This window comes from Butyrivibrio sp. NATIVEDY162 (assembly GCF_045999815.1).
Classification (GTDB): domain Bacteria; phylum Bacillota; class Clostridia; order Lachnospirales; family Lachnospiraceae; genus Butyrivibrio.
On the sequence record NZ_CP172573.1, the window covers coordinates 3,517,839 to 3,543,446 of the forward strand.

Sequence of the window (25,608 nt, forward strand, 5' to 3'; positions counted from 1 at the left end):
GAATACAAATGACAGATATAAAATCACTGACAAAGGAAGAACTTACAGCATTTATTAAGGAAATAGGGGAGCCCGGCTTTAGAGCCGGGCAGCTTTATGACTGGATGCATAAGAAGCAGGCGAGAAGCTTTGAGGAGATGACAAACCTCTCCAAAGCTCTTCGTGAGAAATTAAGTAAGGAATGCAGCTATGTATCACTAAGCATAGTTCGCGTTCAGGAATCAAAGCTGGATGGAACGAGAAAATATCTCTTTGAACTGGCAGACGGTAATCTCATAGAGAGCGTTTTTATGAAATACCGTTTTGGAAACAGTGTATGCGTTTCTTCTCAGGTGGGCTGCAGAATGGGGTGCAGATTCTGCGCTTCAACAATAGATGGAGTTGAGAGGAATCTTGAACCCTCGGAAATTCTTGATCAGATTTATGCAATAACCAGAGACACCGGCGAGAAGGTATCAAGAGTCGTTGTCATGGGAAGCGGAGAGCCTCTGGACAATTACGACAACATTCTTAAGTTCATAAGGTTTCTTACTGATGAAAACGGCTTAAACCTTGGGCAGAGGAATCTTACTATTTCTACATGCGGTATTGTGCCAAATATGAAAAGACTTGCAGACGAAAAGCTGCAGATCAACCTTGCAATCTCGCTTCATGCTTCGAATCAGGCAAAGAGGCAGGAGCTTATGCCTATAGCCAATAAGTATTCGATTGAGGAGCTGCTGGATGCCTGCAGATATTACTTTGACAACACCGGAAGACAGCTCACCTTCGAATATTCCCTTGTGGGTGGAGTGAATGATACAGATGAGGATGCAGACGAGCTTGCCGACATACTTGGAAAGCTTAACTGTGTTGTAAATCTCATCCCTGTAAATCCCATAAAGGAAAGAGACTTTGTGGAGAGCACCGCTGAAAGAGTGCAGGCTTTTAAGAAAAAGCTTGAGAAGAGACATATAAATGCCACAGTCAGAAGAGAGATGGGGCGCGACATAGACGGAGCCTGCGGACAGCTTAGAAGGCGGCATATTAGCGAAAATAAAGAATAACAGTAAGCCTTAATAACTTTTATGCTGATGTATGTTGATTAGATAAAAGCTTTGCGCGGAAACTAATTGTAAATAATCAGTTTGCAGATTGATTTAGCAAAATCTCCTTGATATACTAAATTAGTTAAAAAGATTTAAACTATTTTGGGTCGCTACTTTAGGTGTGTTTGTAGTTACACATTTTATGCGCTTTTGACGTAATGCGATTAAATAAGTCAGCAAAGATGGGAGATTGGATATGGGAATTAGTATCATCACAGATTCTGCAAGCGATATTTCACAGGAAACTGCCAGAGAATGGGGAATAACGGTTATACCCTTAAAGGTCAGATTTGGAGAAGAGGAGTTTCTTGACGGAGTTACACTTCCGTATACCACTTTTTATGAAAAACTGGTTGAGAATGACACTCTGCCGAAAACCAGCCAGATTCCACCCTTCGAGTACGAAGAGGTCTTCAGAAAAGAGGTGGATAAAGGAAATGATGTAATATATATAAGTCTTTCCTACGGAGTGTCAGGATGCTATCAGAGTGCATGTCTTGCAGCTGAGGAGATTGGGGACAAGGTACACGTTATAGATTCCATGCAGTTTTGCATTTCTCAGTACATTATTGTCGAGAGGGCTGTTAACCTGCGGGATGAGGGCAGGAGCGCTGCTGAGATAGTATCTGTTATTGAAGAAGAAAAAAAGAGAGCAAGGGTCATATCTGTATTTGATACCCTTGAGTATCTTAAGCTTGGAGGAAGAATATCATCTGCGGCAGCTCTTGCAGGAGGTATTCTTTCCATAAAACCCGTTATCACTATTGAGAACGGAGAGGTTGCAGTTGTTGGTAAGGCCAGAGGCTCCAAGAATGGCAACAATCTTCTTATGCAGTATATAGAAAAAAATGGCGGAATTGATTTTACCAGACCGATTTGTCTTGCATATTCCGGACTATCGGATATAATGCTAAAGAAGTATATTGAAGACAGCAAACACCTCTATGAAGGAAACATAAAAGGTGACGTTAGTGATATACCGATTGCCCATGTAGGAGCTACCATTGGAACATATGCCGGGCCCGGGGCAATTGCTTTTGCTTATTTTCATAAATCTTAATGATCAAAAGGAGAAAAACATAACATGAAACAGGCATTTGACAATGACAAATATCTACAGATGCAGTCAGAGCGAATTCGCGAGAGAATAGGGCAGTTTGGTGGCAAGCTGTACATGGAGTTTGGAGGAAAATTATTCGATGATTATCATGCATCCAGGGTTTTACCGGGATTTCAGCCCGACTCCAAGATCCGCATGCTCACTCAGCTTAAAGAGGATGTAGAGATTGTTATAGTCATAAACGCGGGAGATATTGAGAAGAACAAGGTCAGAGGAGATCTGGGTATCACCTATGATATGGACGTTCTCAGACTTATTGATGCCTTTCATGGTTATGGATTATATGTTGGATCTGTAGTTCTTACACGCTACGATGGAACAGAACAGGTTGTAGCTTATCAGAAAAAGCTTGAATCCCTTGGGCTTAAAGTCTACAGACATTACACAATTCCGGGATATCCCTCCAATATCCCGCTTATTATCAGCGAAGAGGGTTATGGTAAAAACGAATACATAGAGACAAAGCATTCTCTTGTTGTTGTAACTGCACCCGGACCAGGAAGCGGAAAAATGGCAGTATGTCTCTCACAGCTTTATCATGAAAACAGACACGGAGTTAAGGCGGGATACGCTAAGTTCGAGACATTCCCTATCTGGAATATTCCTCTTCAGCATCCCGTAAACCTCGCTTATGAGGCTGCAACAGTTGACCTTGCTGACATGAATATGATCGATCCATATCATCTTGAAGCATATGGTGAAACTACCGTTAACTATAACCGTGATGTGGCTGTTTTCCCTGTTCTTAACACTATGTTCAAGCAGATCTACGGCGATTCACCATACAAGTCACCTACAGATATGGGTGTTAATATGGCAGGTAACTGCATAATTGATGATGAAGCCGCTCAGGCAGCAGGCAGACAGGAAATAATCAGACGTTATTATAAAGAACTCTGCGAAGTCAGAAAGGGTGAGAGCACTCAGGACAGAGTAGATACACTTGAAATTCTCATGCAGAAGGCAGGTTGCAGTATTCAGGACAGACCCGCAGTTGCGGCTGCTAACCTTAAGGCAGAGCTTACAGGTGCTCCTGCTGCAGCTATAGAGCTTCCTGACGGACAGGTTGTAACAGGCAAAACCAGCGCACTTATGGGAGCAACCAGTGCCATGCTTATGAATGCCCTTAAGGTCATGGCAGGTGTTCCTGATGAAGTGGATCTTATTTCTCCCACAATTATAGAGCCTATCCAGAATCTCAAGGTTCAACAGCTTGGCGGACACAATCCGCATCTGCATGTAGGAGAAATACTTATAGCTCTTACTATCTGCGCTGCAACAGATGATTATGCAAAGGCTGCACTTGACCAGGTTGATAAGCTAAGGGGACTTGAGGTTCACTCAACAGTAATTCTTTCACCCGTTGATGAATCCACCTTCCATAAGCTTGGTGTTAACCTCACCTGTGAGCCTAAATACCAGACTAAAAAGTTGTTCCATGGCTAATAAGCCGGCAAGGGGCAGACACACCAATGAACGAATAGTGTGTCTGCCCCTGAATAATTAATGAGCATAGTGTTATAGATGTAATTCATTACAAGATTCTTAACGAAATAACATTTGATTTTAACTGTTTATTTATAGAATTATTAGAATTGATTTTAGGTAACCATGCTATAATAACACTATGGAACAGATAAGTCCGGCATATGTGGGAGGTTCAGAATGAATCAGAGCTTATATGATGCTGTATTTTGTGTAGACGTTGGAGGTCAGAAAATTGATCCCTTCGGCGCTGCAACAATAGATTTTACTAAAGTTATAGCGGATATGAAGCTTGGAGGTTATGAGATTACTTCACTTCACGTAGCTGAATTTATAGTACTTCACTTTCTGGATGATCTTAGAAGAGCTAAGAACAAGATTATTACCGAAACAATGGACATGGATAATCGTGAAGACTACTGCAGACAAAATTACGGAATGTCGTTCAAGGATATACATGCCTTAGAGCCCACAAAAGATTTTGAGTTTGACTTAAAGAGTGGGCAGGTTCTCCTGTTTCTATCACATGATGCGCAGTACATGGAAGATGCATATATGAAGATATTTGGACAGCATCTCAACAGATTCTGCCAGGAGACAGGATTCCTTTACACGAAGCTCGGCGAGGCTATCTGATTTTACCTTGCTTTGCATTTATTCCTCCTTTCCTTTCTAAATATTGTCACGAAGACGGCCTGACGAGAGTATACCTCCGCCGGGTCGACTTTTTTGTCTGCGACAAAAAAGTGCTCCGCAGGATGCGCAGCTCGCAGTAATGTATTATATTGCTTCGCAATACTGCGAGCGCGCACGGTTTTCGCAAGCGAAAACCGATTTTAAGCGCGAAAAGCCTGCGAAGCATTTTCAAGCTTGCGTCTGCTTTTCGCGCAGCTCGCAGTAATGTATTATATTGCTTCGCAATACTGCGAGCACGCACGGATTTCGCAAGCGAAAACCAATGTTTTTTTGCATTTATAAACAGCATAAATAGTGGCTTTTTGTAAGTGAAAACACTATATATCTGACAGCATTTTTGGCCTCGAACAATTTCTTAAGACTTTCTTAAAAAACAGCCCTAGTTATTACATTTTGCTTAAGAATTTGCTAGGATAATTCTAGTGTCGCCCTTGTTTTTTGTTTTGCATTTAGGAGGAAAAAATATGCTGAATAGAGGAGATTGTGTTGTTTACGGTAATCATGGTCTTTGCGAGGTGAAGGACATTCTTGTTCCGTCTTTTCTCGAGAGAGGCAATGAAACACTCTATTATAGCATGGTTTCCAGCATAGACAGCAAGGGGGTGCTCTATGTTCCGGTTGACGGAGCAGAGGAGAAAATGCGTGATGCTATTGACGCTGATGAGGCTGAGGAACTCATTGACGAGATCGATGAGCTTGAGGTTTATGATATTCCTCAGGGAAAGAAGGCTGAGGCAGTTATTGTCGATGTTATTAAGAGAAATAAGGCTCCTGAGATGATGTGCCTCGTTAAGTCTCTTCGTAAGATCAAGGCTACAAGAGCAGCTGAAGGCAAGAAGTTCGCATCTATGGATGAGAAATATCTTGGAATCGCAGAGAAGCTTCTGTATTCAGAGATGGCTTATTCAATGGAATCCAAGCTTGATGTTGTTAAGGAGCGTGTTACCAGCGAGCTTTCACAGCTTACACTTGTATAAAATATTGAATTTCCTCAAAAATTCTATATTCAATAATTTTTATATTGTCCTTTAGGGGTCTGACTTTAATGTCAGATCCTTTTTTTTAACTTTTTAAAACTATCTAAAACTATTATAAGGTATTTAAGAGACTTTACAGCTCTAATAAAAAGAATTTCAAGATGATTGATTCAGGTAAAAACTGAAAACTGAGAATTTGTACCCTTTTTTTGGTATAATTATTGTGATGGTATAAATCTTATGTTTTTAGGAGTGTGCATCATGATAATGATCCCGCTTGAAGCTCAGATTAAACCTTTTATATTGCTAATTCTTTTTGTGTCTATTATGTCGTTACTTATTATTTTTAATAAGGTTAACGAAAATATAGGTAATAAGAGAGAAGTCAGATCATTTCGCGGAATGATCATTTCTTTTATGATATATACGATCATTGATTTACGTATAGTTATTGGTGATGGCTTTTATCAGATGTTTCCGAAATATGTGGTTTATATTTGGGTAGCTGTTGGTTTTGCTGTCATGACTTTTTCCTGCTATTTCTGGTTTATGTACGTATATGCCGGCTTTTCACTTGTCTATGGTGAGATGGGCAAGAAAAGAAGCCCGCTCAGAAAGATCGTTTTATACGTTCCTCTTACTGTTGATCTGGTATTTCTGTTTACTCCCCTAAGTTATTATGTTTTTGAGCTGACTGACACGGTTCCGTTTTTTAAACCCGGGGTCATGCTTCTTTTGGTGATGGATTACTGCTATCTTATAGTTGCTACAAGGATGGCCTTGTTTTTGTGGAAAAGAGCAAGAACAAAGGCAGATAGAAAGAGATACAAGAGCCAGGCTATTTATATTCTGTTTTTTACTGTAAGCGGTTTTATTATAGGATATTTTATGAATCTTCCGGCTATAGAGCTTTGTATGCAGCCTGTGGTAATCAAGATTTTCGTTGAACTGCAGGATTCTCAGATTTATACAGACGCGCTTACCAAGCTATACAACAGAAGGCGTATGACAGAGTATATTACTGAGGAAATAGGCAGATGCAGCAGCACAAAGCCTCTTTATATTCAGATGATTGATATGGACTATTTTAAAAGTATAAATGACATATTGGGACATGAAGAAGGAGATAAGGCGCTTGTAGCTTTTTCAGGGATTATTAAAAACCTGACTTCATCCAGAGATGCGGTTGCGGCAAGATGGGGCGGTGATGAATTCGTAATTGCCGGAAAAGACCCATGGCTTTCTGAAGTCTTTAGGAGAGAACTTACTGAGGAGCTTGAAAAGGATAAGGATTTAGGCTATACACTGCAGATCAGTGCCGGCTTATATAGCTGTACTGATAAGGATATATCCTGTGATGAACTTATGGCTTTGGCAGATGAAGAGCTATATAAGGACAAGGAGATTAGGCATAAGAGATCAGGTAATTTTGTTGAACAGCTTATGGAGAAAAAAAAGAATAATTTGTGAGGGAGGAAACTACAACTATGGCATGGTATGATGAGGCAGTTTTTTATCACATTTATCCCTTGGGACTTTTGGGAGCACCAAAAGAGAACACATATGATTCTGTGACTCATAGATTAAAGGAGCTGGACCCTTGGATAAAACACATTAAAGAGATAGGCTGTAATGCACTTTATATAGGACCTCTATTTGAATCGGTGGGGCATGGTTATGAGACCACCGATTACAGGAAACTGGATTCCAGACTTGGAGACAACAAGGATCTAAAGAGATTTGTGAAAAAATGTCACGACAATGGAATCAGGGTCATACTTGATGGAGTCTTTAACCACACCGGAAGAGATTTTTTTGCTTTTAAGGATATAAAGGAAAAGCGAGAAGGCTCACGCTATCGCGACTGGTACTGCAACGTGAACTTTTACGGGAATAACGAATATAATGACGGTTTTTCGTATGATAACTGGGGCGGATATAACCTCCTTGTAAAGCTTAATCAGAGAAATCCGGAGGTTAAGGATTACATCTGCCATACCATCAGATTTTGGGTGGATGAATTTGATATAGATGGGCTAAGACTCGATGCTGCTGATGTTTTGGATTTTGACTTTATGAAAACCTTAAGGGCAGTGGCAAATGAAGTAAAGCCTGACTTCTGGCTAATGGGTGAAGTTATTCACGGTGACTATTCAAGGTGGGTAAACGACGGAACGCTTCATTCTGTTACCAATTATGTTATGCATAAAGCGCTATATTCAGGGCATAATGATCATAATTATTTTGAAATAGCCCATACTCAGCGTCGCCTTGAGGGCATGATACCCAGCGGTCAAAATGGCTTTAAGCTATACAATTTCGTTGACAACCATGATGTTGAGAGAATATTTACCAAGCTCAGTAATAAAGCACATTTTACACCGGTGCACATTCTGCTCTACACCTTGCCCGGAATTCCGTCAATTTATTATGGCTCCGAGTTTGCCATAGAGGGAAGAAAAGAACAGCACTCCGATGCATCGCTTCGCCCTGCACTTAACATTGCTGACTACAAGGATGCTGTTAAGAATAATCCTGCGACCAGACTGATTGCCGCACTTGGACAGATCCGCAGGGAAAATCCAGAGCTTTCCTACGGAGACTACAAAGAACTCCTTTTGCAAAACAGACAATATGCATTTTCCAGAAACTATAACGGAAGAAGCGTAGTAGTAACAGTAAATAGCGATGATAACGATACTTCCATGACGCTTCCTGCAGGTGATTTCCCTGAATACATGGGAGCACTCTCCGGAGAAAGAGTGTCTGTAAACAATGGATGCATTAGTGTAAATGTACATGCTAATTCCGGTGAAATCTGGATACCTGTGGATAAGAAAGATAAGAAGCAGGGATTGGGAGCTCCTGAAGAAGTAAAGAATCCGGGGGAGATTTTTGAATGCAAGCCATCTGAAGATAAGAAGATGGCTGATAGCAAAAAGACTTCTGCCGGCAAGGAAAAGCCTGAGAAAAAGAAGACTCCTGAAAGTAAGATCACATCTGAAGAAACAAAGCTATCTAAGGAAAACCGGACTGCTGATGACACATCAGTACAAAAAGATGGAAAAAGCTATGACGACGGTGTAATTGACGGCCTCCAGGAAGCAATACTGGCTATCATGGAGAAAAATGGCAATGTAACAGATCAGATGCGCAGCGACGTATATAACAACCGCCACCATGATTCTCTTATAAATTGGGTAAAAAGTTTTATAAGATGATCGGCTTGCAACGATATGTTTATAAAGAATATTTCTACATAAAACAAGCCTCCGCCATATATGTTAGGATTCAAGCGATTATGCGTTTTTGCAACGAGATTGAATCCGAATATATATGGCGGAGGCGTATCATTTTATGATTATTAAGGCTTAAAGTAACTGATTGCTTCAGTCATGTTGGAAGCAAGATCCTGGAGATTGCTTGCCGCTTCTGTAATGATAGAGAAGGTTGCGTTAAGCTCCTGCATGGATGCATTGGTTTCTTCTGCAGATGCAGCGTTTTCTTCAGAGATTGCTGACAAATCAGAGATGATATTAACAAGCTGATCCTTGGCTGAATTGAGCTCCTCTATGCGAGAGGAGATATTCTCAGCACTTTCTGATACGTTATCTACGTTATCTGCCATGCTTTGCATGTTGCTCTTTGTATCATCAAGCTGAGTTTCCTGGACATCGAAATTAGAATTCAGTTTCTGCATTACTTCAACGGAAGCTTCTGAGTCGGCAACAAGCTTTTCTACAATCTTCTTGATCTCATCAGCACTTTCACTACTCTGAACAGCAAGCTGACCAATCTCTGTAGCAACTACCGCGAAGCCTTTACCGGCATCACCTGCTCGTGCTGCCTCGATAGAAGCATTAAGAGACAGAAGATTAGTCTGAGATGCAATATTTGTAATTGCCTCTGAAAACTTGGAAATTTCTTTTGCGGATTCATTGGTTGAATCGATGGTCTGACCTATTTCACGAACTGAGCTCTGAACTTCATTACTCTGTGATATCAGTCTGTTTAGGGCATCCATGGCAGCTACACAGGAATTCTTCATCTCTCTTGCGTAATTGTGGAGCTGATCTACATTGTCGGTTACAACATCGATATTATTACCAATCTCCTCGGCATCACCGGCAGCAGTTTCAACACTTTCAGCCTGAGATGCAGCACCCTTGGATATCTCTTCAACAGCTTCGCTTACCTGATTGGAAGCCTGGGATGCCTGGCTAGCTGAATCAGACAGGTCAGAACCGGATCTTTTCAGCTCATTTGACATATCCATAGTGGTTTTTATGACCTCACCAAGCTTCTCGCTAAGAGTCTTGGCACCGTCTGCAAGAAGTCCGATTTCATCATTACGTGCTATGGAAGTTTCATCGATGTTAAGCTTTAATGTGCCCTGTGAGAGCTGTCCAAGCTCATCAGCTATGGCACGCATTTTAATGGAAATCTTGTTTGCAACGAAATATCCGACAATTGATAATGCGATTACCAAAACAGCAGATATTGCGATCATTCCAAGCACAATCCTGCGAATCCTGGACTCTACATCGGAAACGGTTCTTCCTGCAAAGACCATACCTGCTACAGATCCGTCAGATTGAAGCATGGGAGCGTAGTAAATATAATATCTTTCATCAGTGCCCTGTATAGTAGTTTTTATAGCATAATACTCAGTCTTGTTTTTGAGTACTTTTTCAGATTCAACTTCAGAGCATTTATATCCTGTCAGTCTGGTATTTCCGTTAAAAATGGTAGTAAGAACACGATTGTCCTGATAGAAAAGTGAATACTCGATTCCGGTCTTAGAATGGAGTTCATCCATAAGTTCCTGGTATTCCTCCATTACATTCTGCTCGCCTTTGAAGACCTGACCGTCTACATAAGACCAGTCACCATCCCACACAGAATTCATCTCGCTCTGCAGATGCTCCGCACCAATTTTTAGTTCTTCCTCAATCATGTCGTTGTAGGTATTGGTGATTTCTACCGAACTGATAATCGTTAAAATGACTGCTATTCCGATTATTGCAGCGATTGAGATCAGAATAAGATTTTGGATCAGCTTACCTTTTCGAATTTTAGCTTCCATTTTTTGCCTCCATTTTTGTACATGAAAACAAGGATATAAACTCTTTATTTTATTTTATACCATAGGAAGCAGATATGCTTATAATTCGAGCAAAAGTTATCAATTTTTAATAAATATATTCTTTTTTTATATCTGTATTAAAGCTTATTCGAACTTTTGAATTCTGTTTATATCTTTTTTCTCAACTATTACAAGCATGAGGTTTTCCTCACTAAGTGGCTTTGAGGGATTAACTGCGCCCCAGAATTCACCGTTGTTTTTTATGGCAGCAACGTTCATGTTGTATTTTTTTCTAAGATTCAGTTCTATAAGATCCTTGCCAATCCAGGCTTTTTTAGGCTTTAATTCCACCATGCACAGATTCTCGTCAAGTTCAAAATAGTCAAGGATAAACTGTGATGCAAGAATACGTGCAGAACGGATACCGCCTTCACTCTCGGGAGTGATTACTTTGTCTGCACCTGCTCTCTTTAATATGGATGCCATTCGCGGAGTAGACGCTTTTGCGATAACGACAGGAACCCCTTTTTCCTTTGCAATAGCGATAGAGAGTATGCTTGCCGAAATATTTGAACCGATGCAGGTTATGACTACATCCATATTTTGAAGCCCCAGGGCTACGATCTCGTCTTCAACTTCCAAATCGGCGCTTATTGCTGTGGTTACTTTGGGGGCTATATCACGTATGACTTTTTCATCAAAATCAACAGCCATTACATCATGACCCAGATTATATAAAGTTTCAGCAAGACTGCTTCCGTATTGTCCTAATCCTAAAACTGCAAATGATTTTTTCATGTTAGTTACTCCTCATATAATGTGTATAGTTAATGTTGTCATATATATTCTTATCCGACATAAAAAATGCCTTGAGCATAAGAGATTTTATTTGAGTCTGATTTGTTTTTTGCCAGCATGGCAACCATTGATACAGGACCTATTCGTCCAAGGAACATTGCCATTATTACTACTAATCTTCCAAGAGTTCCAAGAGAAGGTGTTAAAGCTCTTGATAGGCCGACGGTTCCGCAGGCGCTGACTATCTCGAAAAGCACGTCCTCCAAAGGAACGGTGGTAACTAATGACAAGAGAATAATAAACGATATAACGGCAATAGCTCCGACAAAGGTGACAGCAGAAGCTTTTCTCATTGAGTCTTCAGAGACGCTGCGGCGAAAAATGATTTTTCTGTTTTCATGTTGTACAAATGAGCGCACGTTCATAATGAGCAAAAAGAAGGTGACTGTTTTGACACCACCGGCAGTTCCCACAGGCGATCCGCCGATAAACATCAGTATGCAGGCAATCAGGCATGACGTGGTGGTGAGATTCTCCTGAGGAAATGTGGCAAAGCCGGCGGTTCTCATGGTGATTGATTCAAAAAGACTGTTGGCTAGCTTTTCACCAAAGCTTAAATTACCGATGGTGCCGGGATTATTGAACTCAACAAGTAAAAAAGACATCATTCCACCTACTATCAGGAAAATGGTGAAGGAGATAACCAGCTTGCTGTGCTCAGATAGTCGTTCAGCTATCATTATAGGGGTGAATTTCTTGATAATACCTTCTTTTATTGTGTGAAGTACATCGAACCATACTACAAAACCGATGCCGCCCATGATGATCAGAAACATGGTGACTGACATTACAATGGGGTTATTTCTGTAATCAGCAAGGCTGTTTGGGCCGATAATGTCCATTCCGGCGTTGCAGAAGGCAGATACGGAATTAAATATTGAAATCCAGAGTCCGTGCCAGAATCCGAATTCAGGAATAAATACAAATGAGTACAAAATGGCGCAGCAGCCTTCTACCAGCATTGTGCCTTTAAAAACTCTTGTTAAAAACAAAAGAAGCTTTGTGCTGGAGTTCAGGTTGAAGGAATCCTGCAGCAGCAAACGATTGGACATGGTGAACTTTTTATGCGTAATGACCATTAGCATGGAGGCGATTGAAATCATTCCAAGACCGCCAATCTGTGCCAGGATCATGATCACCAGCTGGCCAAAAAATGTCCAGTGTGCGTAGGTATCAACAACAACAAGGCCTGTGACGCATACTGAGGTTGTAGCTGTGAAAAGTGCTGTAAGTATACCTGTTGAATTCCCTTCGGTGGTTGAAAACGGAAGCATAAGCAGCAGGGTTCCGATAATAATTGTGATAAAAAAACTTGCGGGAATCAGCCTTTCCGGAGAAAGAGTTATTTTTTTTAAAGTGTTGATCAGATTCATATTATGAACGTATCCTTATTTTTTATTGATAGTAAAAATTCTCTGACGATTTTTCCTATATAAAATATCATGAACAAATACATATGCAAAGCATAACCGTGCTTTTTGTGGTAGAATGTGCATTATGAATTCACACACAATAAAATTATATGATGAAAATGCATACGATACAGAATTTACGGCGACTGTAATAAGCTGCGAGGAGGATGATAAAAATAAAGGGACCTTCGTGGCAGTTTTTGACAGAACACTGTTTTTTCCTGAAGAGGGCGGGCAGACGCCGGATAAGGGAATTACCTGCGTATTAAGTGAAGATGATATCGATAAGCTTAAAGGAGAAGCGACAGACTTTGTACCTAAGGACTCGTCAGTTATCAAGGTCCTTGATGTTCAGATAAAAAATGATATCATTTACCATTATCTTGAAAGAGAAATACCTGCAGGCGCCAGAATCTACGGCAAAATCGACTGGGAGCACCGTTTTTCAAACATGCAGCAGCACTCAGGTGAGCATATTTTCTCAGGAATAGTTAATTCAAAGTTTGGCTATGATAACGTGGGATTTCACCTTAGCGATTCAGTTGTGACAATGGATTACAGCGGACAGCTGACAGAAGAAGATCTTAAGTATATAGAGAAAAAGGTGAATCGTGCCATATACGAAAACAGGGAGATAAGAGCATGGTATCCTTCTAAAGACGAGCTATCCGGGATAAATTACAGAAGTAAAAAGGAATTGACCGGGGCTGTCAGAATAGTTGAAGTAGATGGATATGACATTTGTGCATGCTGCGCTCCTCATGTGAAAAAGACCGGAGAAATCGGCATTCTGAAGGTCATAACATCACAGAATTATAAGGGTGGAACCAGAGTCAGCATTCTTTGCGGATTCCGCGCACTTGAGTATTTTTATAATGAGCATTCAATGATACAAAAGCTTGCGGGAGATATGTCAACGGCAATTGAGAATGTACCATCCCAGTTCAAAAAGCAGCAGGAGGAAATAGGAGAGCTTAAACGAAAGCTATCTGAAGCATGTGAGAAGCTACTGTTAAAGGATGCTGAGGCTCTTCCTGCGGGTTCAAAAAATGCCTGCCTTTTTACTGATGCAAATATGGACCCGAATGTTATAAGAAGGGTAGTTAACGGACTTGCTTCAGACAGACAGGGCTACTGCGGAGTATTCTTTGGCTCGGATGAGGAGGGCTACCGGTTTATAATAGGCTCCGGGGATGGCCTTAACAGTAACGACATCCTGGCAAAGCTTCGCGAAAAATATGAAGTCCGCGGCGGCGGAAAACCCGCCATGGTGCAGGGCAGCATAGAGGGAGCTGTGGCTGAGGATATTCTGAAAATATTTGATTGCTGTGATTGAAGATATCATGTGAATGATTCATAAATGAGGAGAAATTATGGAAAATGGAAAGGAGTATAGGCAGGGGCTGGTGGATGGAATACCAATCTGCCTTGGGTATCTTGCGGTTTCGTTTGCTTTTGGCATTCAGGCGTCAGAAGCAGGCTTGTCGGTTTTTCAGGCAGCTCTTATGTCACTTACCAATGTGACGAGCGCAGGGCAGTTTTCATCTCTTGATCTGATACGTTCTAATGCGGCATTTGCTGAGATGGCGCTCTTGCAGTTTGTTGTAAACTTGAGATATATGCTTATGAGTACGGCTTTGTCACAGAAACTGGCACCAAAAGAAAGTACCTTTAAAAGATGCCTTATAGCTTATGGAGTGACTGATGAGATATTTGCTCTCAGCGTGGTTAGGAAAGGACGACTTAATCCGGCATATTCATATGGTCTAATAACGGTTTCAGTTTTTGGATGGGTTCTTGGAACGTTTCTTGGAGCCTTTGCGGGACAGATAATGCCTCAGAGACTTATAAGCGCACTTGGACTTGCTATTTACGGAATGTTTCTGGCTATCATAATTCCGGAGGCGAGAGAAAAGATTTCGGTTTTGTGCGTTGTTGCAGGCGCTATGGCCATGAGCACTATATTCACATATGCACCGGTTTTGAAAAATGTATCGTCAGGCTTTAGAATAATCATAGTTACAGTTATAATTGCAGGTGCAGCTGCTGCGCTTGCTCCAACAGAGAACGAGGAGGCAGCAGATGCATAACGTATACGGATATATAATTGTAATGGCGGCTGTAACCTACCTTATCAGGATGCTTCCGCTTACGCTGATACGAAAGGACATAAACTCCAACTTTGTGAAGTCCTTTTTGTACTACGTGCCTTATGCGACACTGGCAGCCATGACCTTCCCTGCAATCCTACATGCCTCAGATGACATGAGGGCATCTATTGCGGGCTTTGCGGTTGCGCTCATCCTCGCTTTCAGGAAAAAGAGCCTCCTGACAGTAGCTGTCTGTGCTTGCGCCGTCGTATTTGTCGCAGAACTATTTTTAGTGTGAATGAATTATACGCCTATTGCATGTATATATGGATTTGGGTCTCATTGCTTACGCACAACCGCCCAAATCCACACATACATGCAAAGGCTTACGTATTCTAATACAGTTACTTTTTGATTTCTGCGATAACTGAATAAAGTGACAATAAAATTAAGAAAAAATGTGTGTGGATTTAGCTTGATTATGCGTAAGCAACGCTTGAATAAAGCGACAATATAAATGTATTAAATATAATAGTTAAAAACAACAGCCTGCCGAAAGGGTATGTATGTGGATTTAGCCGATTATGCGTAAGCAACGAGGATAAATCCACATACATACCCAATAAAGGCAGGCGTCCTAGGAGGAATAAAATGCATATTGGAACAGGTTATGATGTACATAGGTTGGTGGAGGGCAGAAAGCTTATCCTTGGCGGAGTGGAAATCCCTTATGAGAAGGGGCTCCTTGGCCATTCGGATGCAGACGTACTGCTTCATGCCATCAGTGATGCCCTTCTTGGGGCAGCAGCTCTTGGCGATATAGGAAAACATTTCCCTGATACAGATCCCAAATATAAGGGGGCTGATTCACTTAAGCTCCTTTCAGAGGTTGGAAGAATCTTAGAAGAGAACGGCTTTTTGATTGAAAATATTGATTCCACAATTTTGTGCCAGGCACCAAAGCTCAGACCTCATATTGACACCATGAGACAGAATATTGCTGATGCACTTGGCATAAATATTGAACAGGTCAGTGTAAAGGCTACAACCGAAGAGGGTCTTGGATTTACCGGTGCAGGAGAGGGAATAGCAGCCCAGGCAGTTTGTCTCATTGAGAGTCCAATCGCCTATTACACAAAAAATGTGACCTATCAGACAGTTCAGGCTCCAGGTGGTGGATGTGAGACATGTCCTGGATGCTCGAAGTTAAATACTGAAGAGTAAAACCGGTTAAGGTAAGAATGCTCTTTTTAAATCAATCGGAGATTTTATGGAAGAAAAAGAATTATGTACGCCTGAAAATATGAGTACGCCTGACCTTGCGGCAATTATCCGGGAAACATTCAGTGTACCCGGAGAACCCATGAACCGCTACAGCCCTCTTGCTCTTGCATTTATGGGGGACAGCGTATACGAGATTATCATTAGAAGCATCGTTGTTCAGGAAGCCAACAGACCTGCAGGGCAGCTCAATAAGATGAAGGTAAGATATGTAAATGCTGCAGCCCAGGCAAAAATCATAGAATACCTTGAACCTAAGCTCACTGAAGAAGAGACAGAAGTCTATAAACGTGGCAGAAATGCCAAATCCTATACCAGTGCCAAAAACCAGAGCGTTACAGATTACAGGAAGGCTACCGGTCTTGAAGCACTCTGTGGATATTTATATCTAAAGGGCGAGATGGGAAGACTTCTTGAACTTTTGCAGGATGGAGTTTCAGTTATTGACTAACTATAGCGAGACATTTTGAACTGTGCTATCGGGCAGGGAAGAATATGATTTAAGTTAGCTAAGAAGCGGCGAGGCAGGAAAAATTACATTTATTGATAAATAGGTTTTTATTTAACAGGAATCCAGAGGAATTATTATGAAGGATAATTTTAAGAAAAACAGAAGAGACAGAGATCATAGAGAAAATTACAAAAAGCATGACAGAAATGACTTTTCCGGCGAGAAGGAATTTGATGAGGATAATGCAGGCTCTCTTACCATAGAGGGCAGAAATGCGGTAATAGAGGCTCTTAGAAGCGGCAGAACAATAGACAAGCTTTTTATTCTCGATGGATGTCAGGACGGTCCTATAGCAACTATCAGAAAAGAGGCCAAAAAAGCCGGCATCATGATAAAGTTTGTAAACAGAGACAGACTTGATCAGATATCCGAGACGGGAGCTCATCAGGGAGTTATCGCTTATGCTGCAGCTTATGATTACTCAGAGCTTGAGGATATTTTTAATCTTGCTGAGGAAAAAGGGGAAGCGCCATTTGTTTTCCTTCTTGATAACATAGAGGACCCTCATAATCTCGGTGCTATCATCAGAACTGCCAATATAGCCGGCGCTCACGGAGTTATTATTCCTAAAAACCGCGCAGCCGGCCTTACTGCTACAGTTGCGAAGACCAGCGCAGGCGCACTTAACTACACACCTGTTGTGAAGGTTACAAATATGGCGAGAACCATTGAAGAGCTTAAGGATAGAGGAATGTGGTTCGTATGTGCCGATATGGATGGAACAACAATGTACGACCTTGACCTTAAGGGCTCCATCGGACTTGTAATAGGTAATGAAGGTTCAGGCGTAAGTAAGCTTGTCCGTGAAAAGTGTGACATGATAGCCGCTATTCCCATGAAGGGTGAGATCAATTCTCTAAATGCTTCCGTGGCAGCAGGAGTTCTTGGTTTTGAGATAGTAAGACAGCGCGGCGGATATGGTAAGTGATATTTAGCAAGCGTGCAGGATTTTGATTACATTATGAAAAACGGTAACAGAGAGGATATAACTCTGAGATTAATAGTGTGAAAATGTTCACATTGTATTGGAGACATATATGGCTAAGATATCCGAGGATGAGACTGACGAGGAGCTTATAACAAGGCTTCGAGAGGGCGAATCCGATGTGACAGAATACATAATGAACAAGTACAAAGACATGGTCAGGACTAAAGCGGCATCCATGTATATTTTGGGTGCGGATAAGGATGACCTCATTCAGGAGGGGATGATCGGCCTTTTCAAGGCTGTCCGTGACTATGATCCCGGGCGTGATGCAAGCTTTAGAACCTTTGCTGATTTGTGCGTATCAAGGCAGATCTACACTGCTATTCAGGCATCCAACAGGAAAAAGCATGCACCTCTAAACAGCTACATTTCTCTGTATACCAGGATGGATGGCAACAGCGAAGATAAGGATTTTTCATTAGATCAGGTTCTTGAGGATATGAACGACAGAAATCCTGAGGCTATGATGATAGATAAGGAAAATGCCAGAGACATAGAGGAATTTATAGAAAGCGGTCTTAGCGATTTTGAGAAATCCGTACTTGAACTTCATCTGACAGGAATGGGATATGCACAGATAGCCAAAGTTCTTGGACGAGATGAAAAATCCACCGATAATGCCCTCCAAAGACTGAAAAATAAAATCAGAAAATACATCAATTCCCTAACATAATAGTTAATACTAAGAGCCTGTCATATGTGTGATATGAACAGGCTCTTGGTATATTTGATTATTTTTTGATTTTGGTGCTGATAGTGTATTCACCAAGACGGTCCTGTCTTAATACACCATGCATATTGACTTTAACGTAAACCACCTGACCCTTTTTTACTCGGAGAGCCTTTTTGCCGGTGACTGTTTTCTTAAGAGTATCACTTGCTTTAGCTACTCTTGATTTATTGTAGATAGTGTAATCCAACTTGCTGAAAAGATCTTCGCCTACATCATTATTGGTGACTTTGATGGTCATTTTTCCGGACTTTTTAGCTTTTATTTTAAATACATCAACATCGCCTGCATAATCGAGCTTTCCGTAGATTCTCTTACCTGATTTTACTGTTTTGGCAGTCTTAAAATCATTTGCTTCGTCGTTTGCCTGTATGGAAAGAGATATCATCCAGGCTGCATTCCAATCTGGTTTATCAACTTTGATATATTTAGTTTCACCTGCCTCAAGTCCTACCTTGATTGAAAGACCATCACCTGTGAAATAACCTGAATAGTCAAGGCCTTCAACCGCTTTTCCGTTCTTGCTGTAGAATGCATATCCGGGCCATACATCTCCACCGGTATGTGAAAAGGTAACGTCTGCAACAGCTACAGTGTTATAAGGATTGGTAAACTTATACCATCTGGCGCCATAGGCATCCTTTTTAGAGATAGAACCTTCTTTGAAAGAATTGTTCTCAATTGTTTCTGCAGTAGCAATTGAGATATTTGTTGCAGGACTGTCAAAGTTTTTAACTACAGCAGCTTTGACTGTTAAACTATCATTCCCTGCAACTGTTCCCCCTGTGATGGCTAATGACAACGCAAGAGCCAAACCTAAAACTTTTTTCTTCATTTCTTGTTTCCTCCAATATTTAATTGTAAATACGGCATATTATACCATGCTTTTGGGAGGGGAAAAAGGGCGTGTGAAAAAATATGCTACTATTCTCAGCTTTCACAGTTTATAGGGCAGGCGCTATCATATCCGCTGTATATACTTGAAATACAAGCCCAATTATATGGTATACTATTAATTAAATTTATTTAACTTTTTTGTTCACATTGATACCTGATTTAGCACTTGTTAAATGATGCTATTCCAAATGTAAGACTTCCATGGAGGGTATAGCTGGCGTATGAAGACAGACAGAAACGCAAAGCGAAAAATCTTACGTAAATCCTATAGCAGGCTGGCTCTTGTCAGTATGGTAGTCCTGGTAGCAACATCTGTATGTGGATTTGTCGACAATGTTGTTATCAGTAATTATATTGGTTCAAAAGCTCTGGCAGCAGTGGGGTATTTTTCTCCTGTTTCGCCGATAACCGGTCTTGTTTTTGTACTCATCATTGGGGCAGCAATTCTGTGTGGGAATTATATTGGAGAAGGAGAACAAAAGAAGCTGAGAGCTTTATTTAAAAGCGTTTTTTTGACAATTACAGCTTTTTGTATCCTTTTTTCAATCCTTCTGGTTGCATTAAGAAATTCGATATCTGTTATACTTGGTGCCAGAGGCGAGGCTGGAACTATGCTGGCTGACTACATTGTAGGGTTTGCACCAAGTATAGTTTTCACTTCACTTAGTGCTTTTCTGATAGCTCTTTCCTCATTCAACAATGAAATAAACAGATCTTATTATTCAACGGCGATTATGTTCTTTGGAAACATTATTCTGGATTTGCTTTTTGCTAAGAATCTTGGCACCTTTGGAATCGGCCTGGCATCAACTTTAAGCAGCTTTAGTTCGTTCCTGATATTATTACCGGCATTTATTAATAAATCAAATACGATTTACTTTGAAAAGGGCCGATTTGACTTCAAAGAGTTATTTGAGGCAGCAAGGCGTGGGATGCCGTCTCTTTTGTTTACAGCCGGGCTGCTGGTAAAAAACAGCCTTATCAATTACACAATGATTTCATATGTAGGGGATGATGGTATAGCTGTGGCAAATGTACTTGGTAGTATGTGTGGAATAGCAGGTACGGTAACCGGTGGATGCACTAATGCGGAATCAACACTCCTTAGTCTCTCTTATGGTGAAGAAGACAGGGATGAGTTTGTGGATGTTTTTAAAATAGCATTTCAAATCGGAATTACCTGCACTTTTGTACTTGTGGCATTGATGATGATTTTTAGCAGCCGGTTATCCGGAATCTTTTTTACTGAACAGACGAATGCCTATTATTTAGGGAAAACGATGTTTATATGGGGCTTCTGGTTCTTTCCGATAAACATTTTGATCAATCTTTTGATGAATTCCTACAAGGTACAGGGCAGGATGAATCTTGTAAATATCATGACTTTTGTAGAAACAGCCGGAACAGGTATCTTTGCATTTTTATTAGTGCCACGATTTGGCGCAAATGCTGCGTGGATGGCAAATACCTGGAGTGATTTAGTTGTTGCTGCTATCATAGTGATTTCCGTTTTTGTGTGGAGGAAAAAGACGAGTTTGTCTGTATCTGACCTGCTTAAGCTCCCGGATGATTTTGGAGGAAAAGAGGATGAGTTTGCCGAATACTCAATTGGAGATATGGCAGATGTAACTGAAACCTCAGAGGCTGTAATGAACTTTTGCAGGGCAAGAAATGTAGAAGGCAAAAAGGCACTATGGGCGAGCTTGTGTATAGAAGAAGTTACCAAGAATATATTGCAACACGGGGTAATACGCGGAAAACAGGGGCAGATCAGCGTCAGAATCGTGTGCAAGGATGAACTGACTATCAGAGTATTTGATGATTGTCGAAAGTTTGACCCCAGGGAGCATATAAACATGTTTGATGAAAAGACTCCCGAAAAAGCCATAGGACTTCGTATGGTGTCGAAGCTGGCGTCATGCATGGATTATTATAATAATGCAGGAATAAATGCATTGACACTTAAGTTCTGATTTTGATATATATTTAGGTAATCAGGCATTATCATATTTTGAAAAATGCTCTTGCGATTGTTTCTATATTATGCTACAATGAACAAGCTGTTGTGATAAAACAGTAAAAGTAACTAAAGTATAATATTGAAAAATATTAAGAATCATTGATATAAAAGAGGTGAGAAGATGAGACAGGATATCCAGCCCGAATATTATCAGGCAACAGTTACCTGCAACTGCGGTAACACATTTACAGTAGGTTCAACAAAGAAGGAGATCCACGTAGAAATTTGTTCTAAGTGCCATCCTTTCTATACAGGAACTCAGAAGGCTACAGCTGCTCGCGGACGTATTGATAAGTTCAACCGTAAGTATGGTATGACTTCTAACAACTAATTACTGGAAATGTTTAAGAGGTTGAGGCTACTGCCTCAACCTCTTTTTTCAACTGCGTTGAAAAAAGCGCTCCGCGGGATGCACAGCTCGCGGAAAGGAAATTATTGCTTACGCAATCCGCTCGCGTGCGGGAATTTCGCAAGCGAAATTCCATTTTAGAGCAGGATTATATTTTTTATAAGCGCTCCGCGGGATGCACAGCTCGCGGAAAGGAGAGACACTATGGGGAAGAAAAAGATAAATCATTATTCGGGAATTGGCGGACAGGCAGTGCTTGAAGGCGTAATGATGCGCAATAAGGATATGTATGCTGTAGCTGTAAGGAAGGACAACGGTGACATCGCTGTTGAGGTTGACCATTATCTTGGCAAGGCTGAGAAACTTGGCGTATCACATTTTCCCTTTATTCGTGGGGTATTTGTATTTTGGGATTCACTTGTTCTTGGAATGAAAGCTCTCAATTTTTCTGCATCCCTTTTTGGAGAGGATGACATAAACTCAGCAAAGGATCCGATTGCCGAGGCAGGAAAGGAAAAGCTTGCAAGTACCATCACTACAGTAATAGCTTTTATTATGGCTATTGGTATATTTATGGTTCTTCCGTATTATCTGAGTTCTCTTTTTTCAGAATATATCAGGAATAATTCGTTAATGGTTTTGCTTGAAGGCCTTCTCAGAATACTGATTTTTGTAGTATATATCCTTCTTATTTCCTGTATGAGGGATATAAGACGACTTTTCAGATACCATGGTGCGGAGCACAAATGTATAAACTGTCTTGAGAGAGGTAAGCCTCTTACACTTGAAAATGTCAAGGCCAGCACCAGACTCCATAAGAGGTGCGGCAGCAGCTTTCTTTTGTTTGTAATGTTTGTGAGCATTGTGCTGTTTTTCTTTATAAGAGTTGAGTCTATTCCTCTTAGAATACTTTTGAGAATAGTGCTCATACCTGTTATAGCAGGTATCTCCTATGAGATTATCAGACTTGCAGGACGAAGCAATAACATATTCATCAAGATTCTTTCAGCTCCCGGATTGTGCCTTCAGATGCTTACAACCAAGGAGCCTGATGATGAGATGATAGAGGTTGGAATTAAGTCAGTTGAGGCTGTTTTTGACTGGAAAGAATTTTTATCTGACTCATTTGGATATAAATTTGAAAATGAGGAAGAAATAGCTCAGTGAAGAATATTTAAGAGGAATAAAAAAGATGGAGTACGCATCATTATTTAAAGAGGGGGAGGAAAAACTTCATAGTGTAAATATTGCAGAAGCCTCCTTGGATGCCAGACTTCTTCTTGAGCATGCTTGTGGAACGGACCACAATACCCTTCTATCTCACGGAGATATGGAGGTTGATGAGGACAAGGTATCAGTCTACAGAGAGATGATCGATAAGAGAATGGATAGGATTCCCGTTGCTTATATCATCGGAAGCTGTGAGTTTATGGGGATTGATTTCAATGTGACAGGTGATGTCCTTATTCCTAATCAGGATACTGAGACGCTTGCAGAAGAGACTCTTCGCTATATTTATGATGGCATGAGTGTACTTGACTTATGCACAGGTTCCGGCTGCATTGCGCTTAGTCTTTTGAAATATACCAACGAGACGAGAGCGGTTGGGACGGATTTATCTGACGCTGCTCTTTTAATTGCGGATAAAAATGCTGAAAAACTTGGATTCGCTGACAGGTTCAGGGCGGTGAAAGCCGACATTTTTCCCGATGATATGGAGCTTTCTACAGCGCAGGAATCTCTTGGCATGGCAAAGGGTGATAAATTTGACATCATTGTGTCCAATCCGCCCTATATTCCCACAAGTGTCATAGATACACTCGAACCGGAGGTTAAGACCTATGAGCCTTATATGGCTCTTGATGGCAGTGAGGATGGACTCCTTTTTTATAAGAGAATAATTCCGGGAGCAAAGGAATTTTTGTACAAGAGCGGATATCTGCTTCTTGAGATAGGCTATGACCAGGGTAGTGCCGTAAAGGAACTTATGGAGCAGAACGGTTATAAGGATGTTCAGGTCATAAAGGACCTTGGAGGTAATGACAGAGTAGTCAGCGGATGTTTCTATTAGCTATGCATAACCTTTTTCTAAGAAAATGATAAGAGAACAGCTATATGGAAATGAGGTAATTATGTTTAGCAGATTAGATGATATGGTTCGCAGATACGAGGATATAACAATGGAACTGGGGGAACCCGGTGTTGCATCTGACCAGAACAGGTTCAGGGCACTTATGAAGGAGCAGAGTGATCTATTGCCTATCCTCGAGGAATATAACAGATATAAAAAGTGCAAAGAGACAATTGCTGACAGTGAAGAGCTTTTGTCAGCTGAGTCAGATGAAGATATGAAGGAGATGCTAAGGGAAGAGCTCTCAGAGGCAAAAAATGAGCTTCCTGAGATAGAGCAGAGACTTAAGGTGCTCATGATTCCCAAGGACCCCAATGATGATAAGAACGTAATAGTAGAGATACGTGCGGGCGCAGGCGGTGATGAGGCAGCGCTTTTTGCTGCTGATATGTACAGGGTTTACACCAGATATGCCGACAGACATGGTTGGAAGATAGAAACCATGAGCGTTGAAGATACAGGGATTGGCGGCATGAAGTCAGTCAATTTTATGCTCTCAGGAACAGGTGCGTATTCAAGACTTAAATTCGAGAGCGGAGTACATCGCGTACAGAGAATTCCTGTAACGGAGTCGGGTGGAAGAATTCACACATCCACGATTACTGTTGCAATCATGCCTGAGGTAGAGGATGTTGAAGTAAACATAGACATGAATGACTGCAAATTTGACGTATTCAGAGCGTCAGGTAATGGCGGACAGTGCGTCAATACAACGGATTCAGCTGTCAGACTGACACATATTCCCACAGGAATCGTTATCTCCTGTCAGGATGAAAAGAGCCAGATAAAAAATAAAGCCAAGGCTCTTAAGGTTCTTCGCGCCAAGTTGTTTGATCTCGAGCGACAGAAGGCTCATGATGCGGAGGCTTCACTTAGAAAGAGTCAGGTCGGAACCGGTGACAGATCGGAAAAAATAAGAACTTACAATTTCCATCAGGGAAGAGTAACGGATCACCGCATTAACCTTACACTCTACAAGATTGATTCCATAATGGATGGCGATCTGGAGGAGCTTATAGACGCACTTACAACAGCCAGTCAGGCTGAGAAGCTTGCAGGTATGAGTGAGTAATTCATAGATTTTGAACGCTTTTTCATCTTTGCTTTCAAGAAGTCATGAACATATGAAATTTATTTGATTTTTTAAAGAAGTTTGTTAACATAACCAAACTTCTTTTTTATTAATTCTTTATTGAAATATAATATTTTTAAGCCGGAGTTATTGTTAAAATAAGTGTACATGAATGCCGTGTTGGTAGTTCCGTTTTTCCATAAGGAGGCTGCAATGAATGAACAGATGAAGCAGGAGCTTATAGATTGGGGAGTAAACTGGGATGATGTCAAGGACAGGTTCATGGGAAACGAAGATCTTGTTGAAACCTTTATGTTTAAGTTTTTGAAGGACAAAAGCTTTTCGGCTTTAACATATGGTCTTAAAGAAAAGGATGCTAACGAAGCCTTTGCGGGATGTCATTCTCTAAAAGGAGTTACGGGGAATCTTGCCCTGAATGGAATGAGACCGGATGTCCTGGAGCTTACAGAAATTCTCCGGGCAGGTTCATTGGAGGGTGCAGAGGAGCTCTATCAGCGGATTAAAACTTCTTATGATGATCTTATAAAAATCCTGAAAAAATACAGTGCTTAAAAATTTTTATTCCCTTTTATTGCTATTTTTTATGCGGGACTATTCCTTTTATGGAAAAAAGTGTATAATACCCCTTTCCCCAAGAACTACAAGCTTTTTATGTTTAGGCCGCTTCTTGGAGACGCATCTTTTTATTGTGATATTTATATAAGTTGTAACCTATAGAAACTAAAAGAACCTCAAGTCATTTATGAAGTAACTAAAAGTCCTGTAAGATGGCGTTGCCCTGTTCATCAAACAGGAA

24 protein-coding genes are annotated in these 25,608 nt (G+C 40.9%); 20 read left to right on the forward strand and 4 right to left on the reverse strand.

The features are described from left to right. Nucleotides 1-8 precede the first annotated feature (8 nt). The 7 genes from rlmN to ACHCNF_RS15295 all read left to right on the forward strand — a co-directional run bounded on the left by rlmN (nucleotide 9) and on the right by ACHCNF_RS15295 (nucleotide 8,587). On the forward strand, nucleotides 9-1,046 hold the full coding sequence (gene rlmN, locus ACHCNF_RS15265) for a dual-specificity RNA methyltransferase RlmN (protein WP_408070597.1): 1,038 nt from the start codon (nucleotides 9-11) through the stop codon (nucleotides 1,044-1,046). A gap of 238 nt (nucleotides 1,047-1,284) precedes the next feature. Beyond that, entirely contained in the window at nucleotides 1,285-2,148 is an 864-nt protein-coding gene (locus ACHCNF_RS15270; RefSeq protein ID WP_408070598.1) for a DegV family protein, read from the forward strand. A gap of 24 nt (nucleotides 2,149-2,172) precedes the next feature. Further along, a complete protein-coding gene (locus ACHCNF_RS15275; protein WP_408070599.1) occupies nucleotides 2,173-3,654 on the forward strand; it encodes a DUF1846 domain-containing protein in 1,482 nt (493 codons plus the stop codon). 219 nt (nucleotides 3,655-3,873) lie between these two features. Continuing rightward, nucleotides 3,874-4,329 carry a hypothetical protein gene (locus tag ACHCNF_RS15280; RefSeq protein WP_408070600.1) on the forward strand — a complete coding sequence of 152 codons (456 nt, stop codon included), beginning with the start codon at nucleotides 3,874-3,876 and terminating at the stop codon, nucleotides 4,327-4,329. Between the two features lie 524 nt (nucleotides 4,330-4,853). Then, nucleotides 4,854-5,366, forward strand: a complete 513-nt coding sequence (locus ACHCNF_RS15285) for a CarD family transcriptional regulator (RefSeq protein ID WP_408070601.1) — start codon at nucleotides 4,854-4,856, stop codon at nucleotides 5,364-5,366. Between the two features lie 261 nt (nucleotides 5,367-5,627). Then, nucleotides 5,628-6,836 carry a GGDEF domain-containing protein gene (locus tag ACHCNF_RS15290; RefSeq protein ID WP_408070602.1) on the forward strand — a complete coding sequence of 403 codons (1,209 nt, stop codon included), beginning with the start codon at nucleotides 5,628-5,630 and terminating at the stop codon, nucleotides 6,834-6,836. A 17-nt stretch (nucleotides 6,837-6,853) separates the two neighbouring features. Next, a complete protein-coding gene (locus ACHCNF_RS15295; RefSeq protein WP_408070603.1) occupies nucleotides 6,854-8,587 on the forward strand; it encodes an alpha-amylase family glycosyl hydrolase in 1,734 nt (577 codons plus the stop codon). Between the two features lie 143 nt (nucleotides 8,588-8,730). Here ACHCNF_RS15295 and ACHCNF_RS15300 read toward each other — a convergent pair whose 3' ends face one another. The 3 genes from ACHCNF_RS15300 to ACHCNF_RS15310 all read right to left on the reverse strand — a co-directional run bounded on the left by ACHCNF_RS15300 (nucleotide 8,731) and on the right by ACHCNF_RS15310 (nucleotide 12,683). Next, a complete protein-coding gene (locus ACHCNF_RS15300; RefSeq protein ID WP_408070604.1) occupies nucleotides 8,731-10,452 on the reverse strand; it encodes a methyl-accepting chemotaxis protein in 1,722 nt (573 codons plus the stop codon). Nucleotides 10,453-10,596: 144 nt separating this feature from the next. Beyond that, nucleotides 10,597-11,250: a potassium channel family protein gene (locus ACHCNF_RS15305; protein ID WP_408070605.1), complete on the reverse strand. Its 654-nt coding sequence runs from the start codon at nucleotides 11,248-11,250 to the stop codon at nucleotides 10,597-10,599. 50 nt (nucleotides 11,251-11,300) lie between these two features. After that, the gene (locus tag ACHCNF_RS15310; protein ID WP_408070606.1) at nucleotides 11,301-12,683 is read right to left on the reverse strand and encodes a TrkH family potassium uptake protein; all 1,383 of its coding nucleotides are present in this window, start codon (nucleotides 12,681-12,683) and stop codon (nucleotides 11,301-11,303) included. A gap of 124 nt (nucleotides 12,684-12,807) precedes the next feature. Between ACHCNF_RS15310 and ACHCNF_RS15315 the strand changes: the two genes are divergently transcribed. The 7 genes from ACHCNF_RS15315 to sigH all read left to right on the forward strand — a co-directional run bounded on the left by ACHCNF_RS15315 (nucleotide 12,808) and on the right by sigH (nucleotide 18,265). Then, entirely contained in the window at nucleotides 12,808-14,058 is a 1,251-nt protein-coding gene (locus tag ACHCNF_RS15315) for an alanyl-tRNA editing protein (RefSeq protein WP_408070607.1), read from the forward strand. Nucleotides 14,059-14,092: 34 nt separating this feature from the next. After that, complete coding sequence (locus ACHCNF_RS15320) at nucleotides 14,093-14,812, forward strand: AzlC family ABC transporter permease (protein ID WP_408072252.1); 720 nt, start codon at nucleotides 14,093-14,095, stop codon at nucleotides 14,810-14,812. Beyond that, nucleotides 14,805-15,110: an AzlD domain-containing protein gene (locus ACHCNF_RS15325; RefSeq protein WP_408070608.1), complete on the forward strand. Its 306-nt coding sequence runs from the start codon at nucleotides 14,805-14,807 to the stop codon at nucleotides 15,108-15,110. The genes ACHCNF_RS15320 and ACHCNF_RS15325 overlap by 8 nt, the downstream gene beginning before the upstream one ends. A gap of 353 nt (nucleotides 15,111-15,463) precedes the next feature. Continuing rightward, entirely contained in the window at nucleotides 15,464-16,036 is a 573-nt protein-coding gene (ispF, locus tag ACHCNF_RS15330; protein WP_408070609.1) for a 2-C-methyl-D-erythritol 2,4-cyclodiphosphate synthase, read from the forward strand. A 46-nt stretch (nucleotides 16,037-16,082) separates the two neighbouring features. Beyond that, the gene (locus ACHCNF_RS15335) at nucleotides 16,083-16,544 is read left to right on the forward strand and encodes a Mini-ribonuclease 3 (protein ID WP_408070610.1); all 462 of its coding nucleotides are present in this window, start codon (nucleotides 16,083-16,085) and stop codon (nucleotides 16,542-16,544) included. Between the two features lie 136 nt (nucleotides 16,545-16,680). Then, entirely contained in the window at nucleotides 16,681-17,532 is an 852-nt protein-coding gene (gene rlmB / locus ACHCNF_RS15340) for a 23S rRNA (guanosine(2251)-2'-O)-methyltransferase RlmB (RefSeq protein ID WP_408070611.1), read from the forward strand. 109 nt (nucleotides 17,533-17,641) lie between these two features. Continuing rightward, nucleotides 17,642-18,265 carry an RNA polymerase sporulation sigma factor SigH gene (gene sigH, locus ACHCNF_RS15345; RefSeq protein WP_408070612.1) on the forward strand — a complete coding sequence of 208 codons (624 nt, stop codon included), beginning with the start codon at nucleotides 17,642-17,644 and terminating at the stop codon, nucleotides 18,263-18,265. A 58-nt stretch (nucleotides 18,266-18,323) separates the two neighbouring features. Here sigH and ACHCNF_RS15350 read toward each other — a convergent pair whose 3' ends face one another. Continuing rightward, a complete protein-coding gene (locus tag ACHCNF_RS15350) occupies nucleotides 18,324-19,157 on the reverse strand; it encodes a hypothetical protein (RefSeq protein ID WP_408070613.1) in 834 nt (277 codons plus the stop codon). Between the two features lie 283 nt (nucleotides 19,158-19,440). Here ACHCNF_RS15350 and ACHCNF_RS15355 point away from each other — a divergent pair, with 283 nt between their 5' ends. From ACHCNF_RS15355 to ACHCNF_RS15380, 6 genes are all read left to right on the forward strand, one after another. Further along, entirely contained in the window at nucleotides 19,441-21,192 is a 1,752-nt protein-coding gene (locus ACHCNF_RS15355; RefSeq protein ID WP_408070614.1) for an MATE family efflux transporter, read from the forward strand. Nucleotides 21,193-21,360: 168 nt separating this feature from the next. Then, the gene (rpmE, locus tag ACHCNF_RS15360; RefSeq protein WP_026510726.1) at nucleotides 21,361-21,570 is read left to right on the forward strand and encodes a 50S ribosomal protein L31; all 210 of its coding nucleotides are present in this window, start codon (nucleotides 21,361-21,363) and stop codon (nucleotides 21,568-21,570) included. A 222-nt stretch (nucleotides 21,571-21,792) separates the two neighbouring features. Beyond that, nucleotides 21,793-22,755, forward strand: coding sequence for a DUF1385 domain-containing protein (locus ACHCNF_RS15365; protein WP_408070615.1), 963 nt, complete (start codon nucleotides 21,793-21,795; stop codon nucleotides 22,753-22,755). Nucleotides 22,756-22,780: 25 nt separating this feature from the next. Beyond that, nucleotides 22,781-23,659, forward strand: coding sequence for a peptide chain release factor N(5)-glutamine methyltransferase (gene prmC, locus ACHCNF_RS15370; RefSeq protein ID WP_408070616.1), 879 nt, complete (start codon nucleotides 22,781-22,783; stop codon nucleotides 23,657-23,659). A 61-nt stretch (nucleotides 23,660-23,720) separates the two neighbouring features. After that, a complete protein-coding gene (gene prfA, locus ACHCNF_RS15375; RefSeq protein WP_408070617.1) occupies nucleotides 23,721-24,791 on the forward strand; it encodes a peptide chain release factor 1 in 1,071 nt (356 codons plus the stop codon). 213 nt (nucleotides 24,792-25,004) lie between these two features. Further along, a complete protein-coding gene (locus ACHCNF_RS15380; RefSeq protein ID WP_408070618.1) occupies nucleotides 25,005-25,364 on the forward strand; it encodes an Hpt domain-containing protein in 360 nt (119 codons plus the stop codon). Nucleotides 25,365-25,608: the final 244 nt, after the last annotated feature.

Excerpts from the sequence above, each read along its gene's own strand:
- rlmN (WP_408070597.1), top strand. The coding sequence starts at position 9 with ATGACAGATATAAAATCACTGACAAAGGAAGAACTTACAGCATTTATT.
- ACHCNF_RS15355 (WP_408070614.1), top strand. The coding sequence starts at position 19,441 with ATGAAGACAGACAGAAACGCAAAGCGAAAAATCTTACGTAAATCCTAT.
- ACHCNF_RS15280 (WP_408070600.1), top strand. The coding sequence starts at position 3,874 with ATGAATCAGAGCTTATATGATGCTGTATTTTGTGTAGACGTTGGAGGT.
- ACHCNF_RS15380 (WP_408070618.1), top strand. The coding sequence starts at position 25,005 with ATGAATGAACAGATGAAGCAGGAGCTTATAGATTGGGGAGTAAACTGG.
- ACHCNF_RS15300 (WP_408070604.1), bottom strand. The coding sequence starts at position 10,452 with ATGGAAGCTAAAATTCGAAAAGGTAAGCTGATCCAAAATCTTATTCTG.
- ACHCNF_RS15270 (WP_408070598.1), top strand. The coding sequence starts at position 1,285 with ATGGGAATTAGTATCATCACAGATTCTGCAAGCGATATTTCACAGGAA.
- ACHCNF_RS15315 (WP_408070607.1), top strand. The coding sequence starts at position 12,808 with ATGAATTCACACACAATAAAATTATATGATGAAAATGCATACGATACA.
- rpmE (WP_026510726.1), top strand. The coding sequence starts at position 21,361 with ATGAGACAGGATATCCAGCCCGAATATTATCAGGCAACAGTTACCTGC.
- ACHCNF_RS15285 (WP_408070601.1), top strand. The coding sequence starts at position 4,854 with ATGCTGAATAGAGGAGATTGTGTTGTTTACGGTAATCATGGTCTTTGC.
- prmC (WP_408070616.1), top strand. The coding sequence starts at position 22,781 with ATGGAGTACGCATCATTATTTAAAGAGGGGGAGGAAAAACTTCATAGT.
- prfA (WP_408070617.1), top strand. The coding sequence starts at position 23,721 with ATGTTTAGCAGATTAGATGATATGGTTCGCAGATACGAGGATATAACA.
- ACHCNF_RS15335 (WP_408070610.1), top strand. The coding sequence starts at position 16,083 with ATGGAAGAAAAAGAATTATGTACGCCTGAAAATATGAGTACGCCTGAC.
- ACHCNF_RS15290 (WP_408070602.1), top strand. The coding sequence starts at position 5,628 with ATGATAATGATCCCGCTTGAAGCTCAGATTAAACCTTTTATATTGCTA.
- ispF (WP_408070609.1), top strand. The coding sequence starts at position 15,464 with ATGCATATTGGAACAGGTTATGATGTACATAGGTTGGTGGAGGGCAGA.
- ACHCNF_RS15295 (WP_408070603.1), top strand. The coding sequence starts at position 6,854 with ATGGCATGGTATGATGAGGCAGTTTTTTATCACATTTATCCCTTGGGA.
- ACHCNF_RS15305 (WP_408070605.1), bottom strand. The coding sequence starts at position 11,250 with ATGAAAAAATCATTTGCAGTTTTAGGATTAGGACAATACGGAAGCAGT.
- ACHCNF_RS15365 (WP_408070615.1), top strand. The coding sequence starts at position 21,793 with ATGGGGAAGAAAAAGATAAATCATTATTCGGGAATTGGCGGACAGGCA.
- ACHCNF_RS15275 (WP_408070599.1), top strand. The coding sequence starts at position 2,173 with ATGAAACAGGCATTTGACAATGACAAATATCTACAGATGCAGTCAGAG.
- sigH (WP_408070612.1), top strand. The coding sequence starts at position 17,642 with ATGGCTAAGATATCCGAGGATGAGACTGACGAGGAGCTTATAACAAGG.
- ACHCNF_RS15350 (WP_408070613.1), bottom strand. The coding sequence starts at position 19,157 with ATGAAGAAAAAAGTTTTAGGTTTGGCTCTTGCGTTGTCATTAGCCATC.
- ACHCNF_RS15310 (WP_408070606.1), bottom strand. The coding sequence starts at position 12,683 with ATGAATCTGATCAACACTTTAAAAAAAATAACTCTTTCTCCGGAAAGG.
- ACHCNF_RS15325 (WP_408070608.1), top strand. The coding sequence starts at position 14,805 with ATGCATAACGTATACGGATATATAATTGTAATGGCGGCTGTAACCTAC.
- rlmB (WP_408070611.1), top strand. The coding sequence starts at position 16,681 with ATGAAGGATAATTTTAAGAAAAACAGAAGAGACAGAGATCATAGAGAA.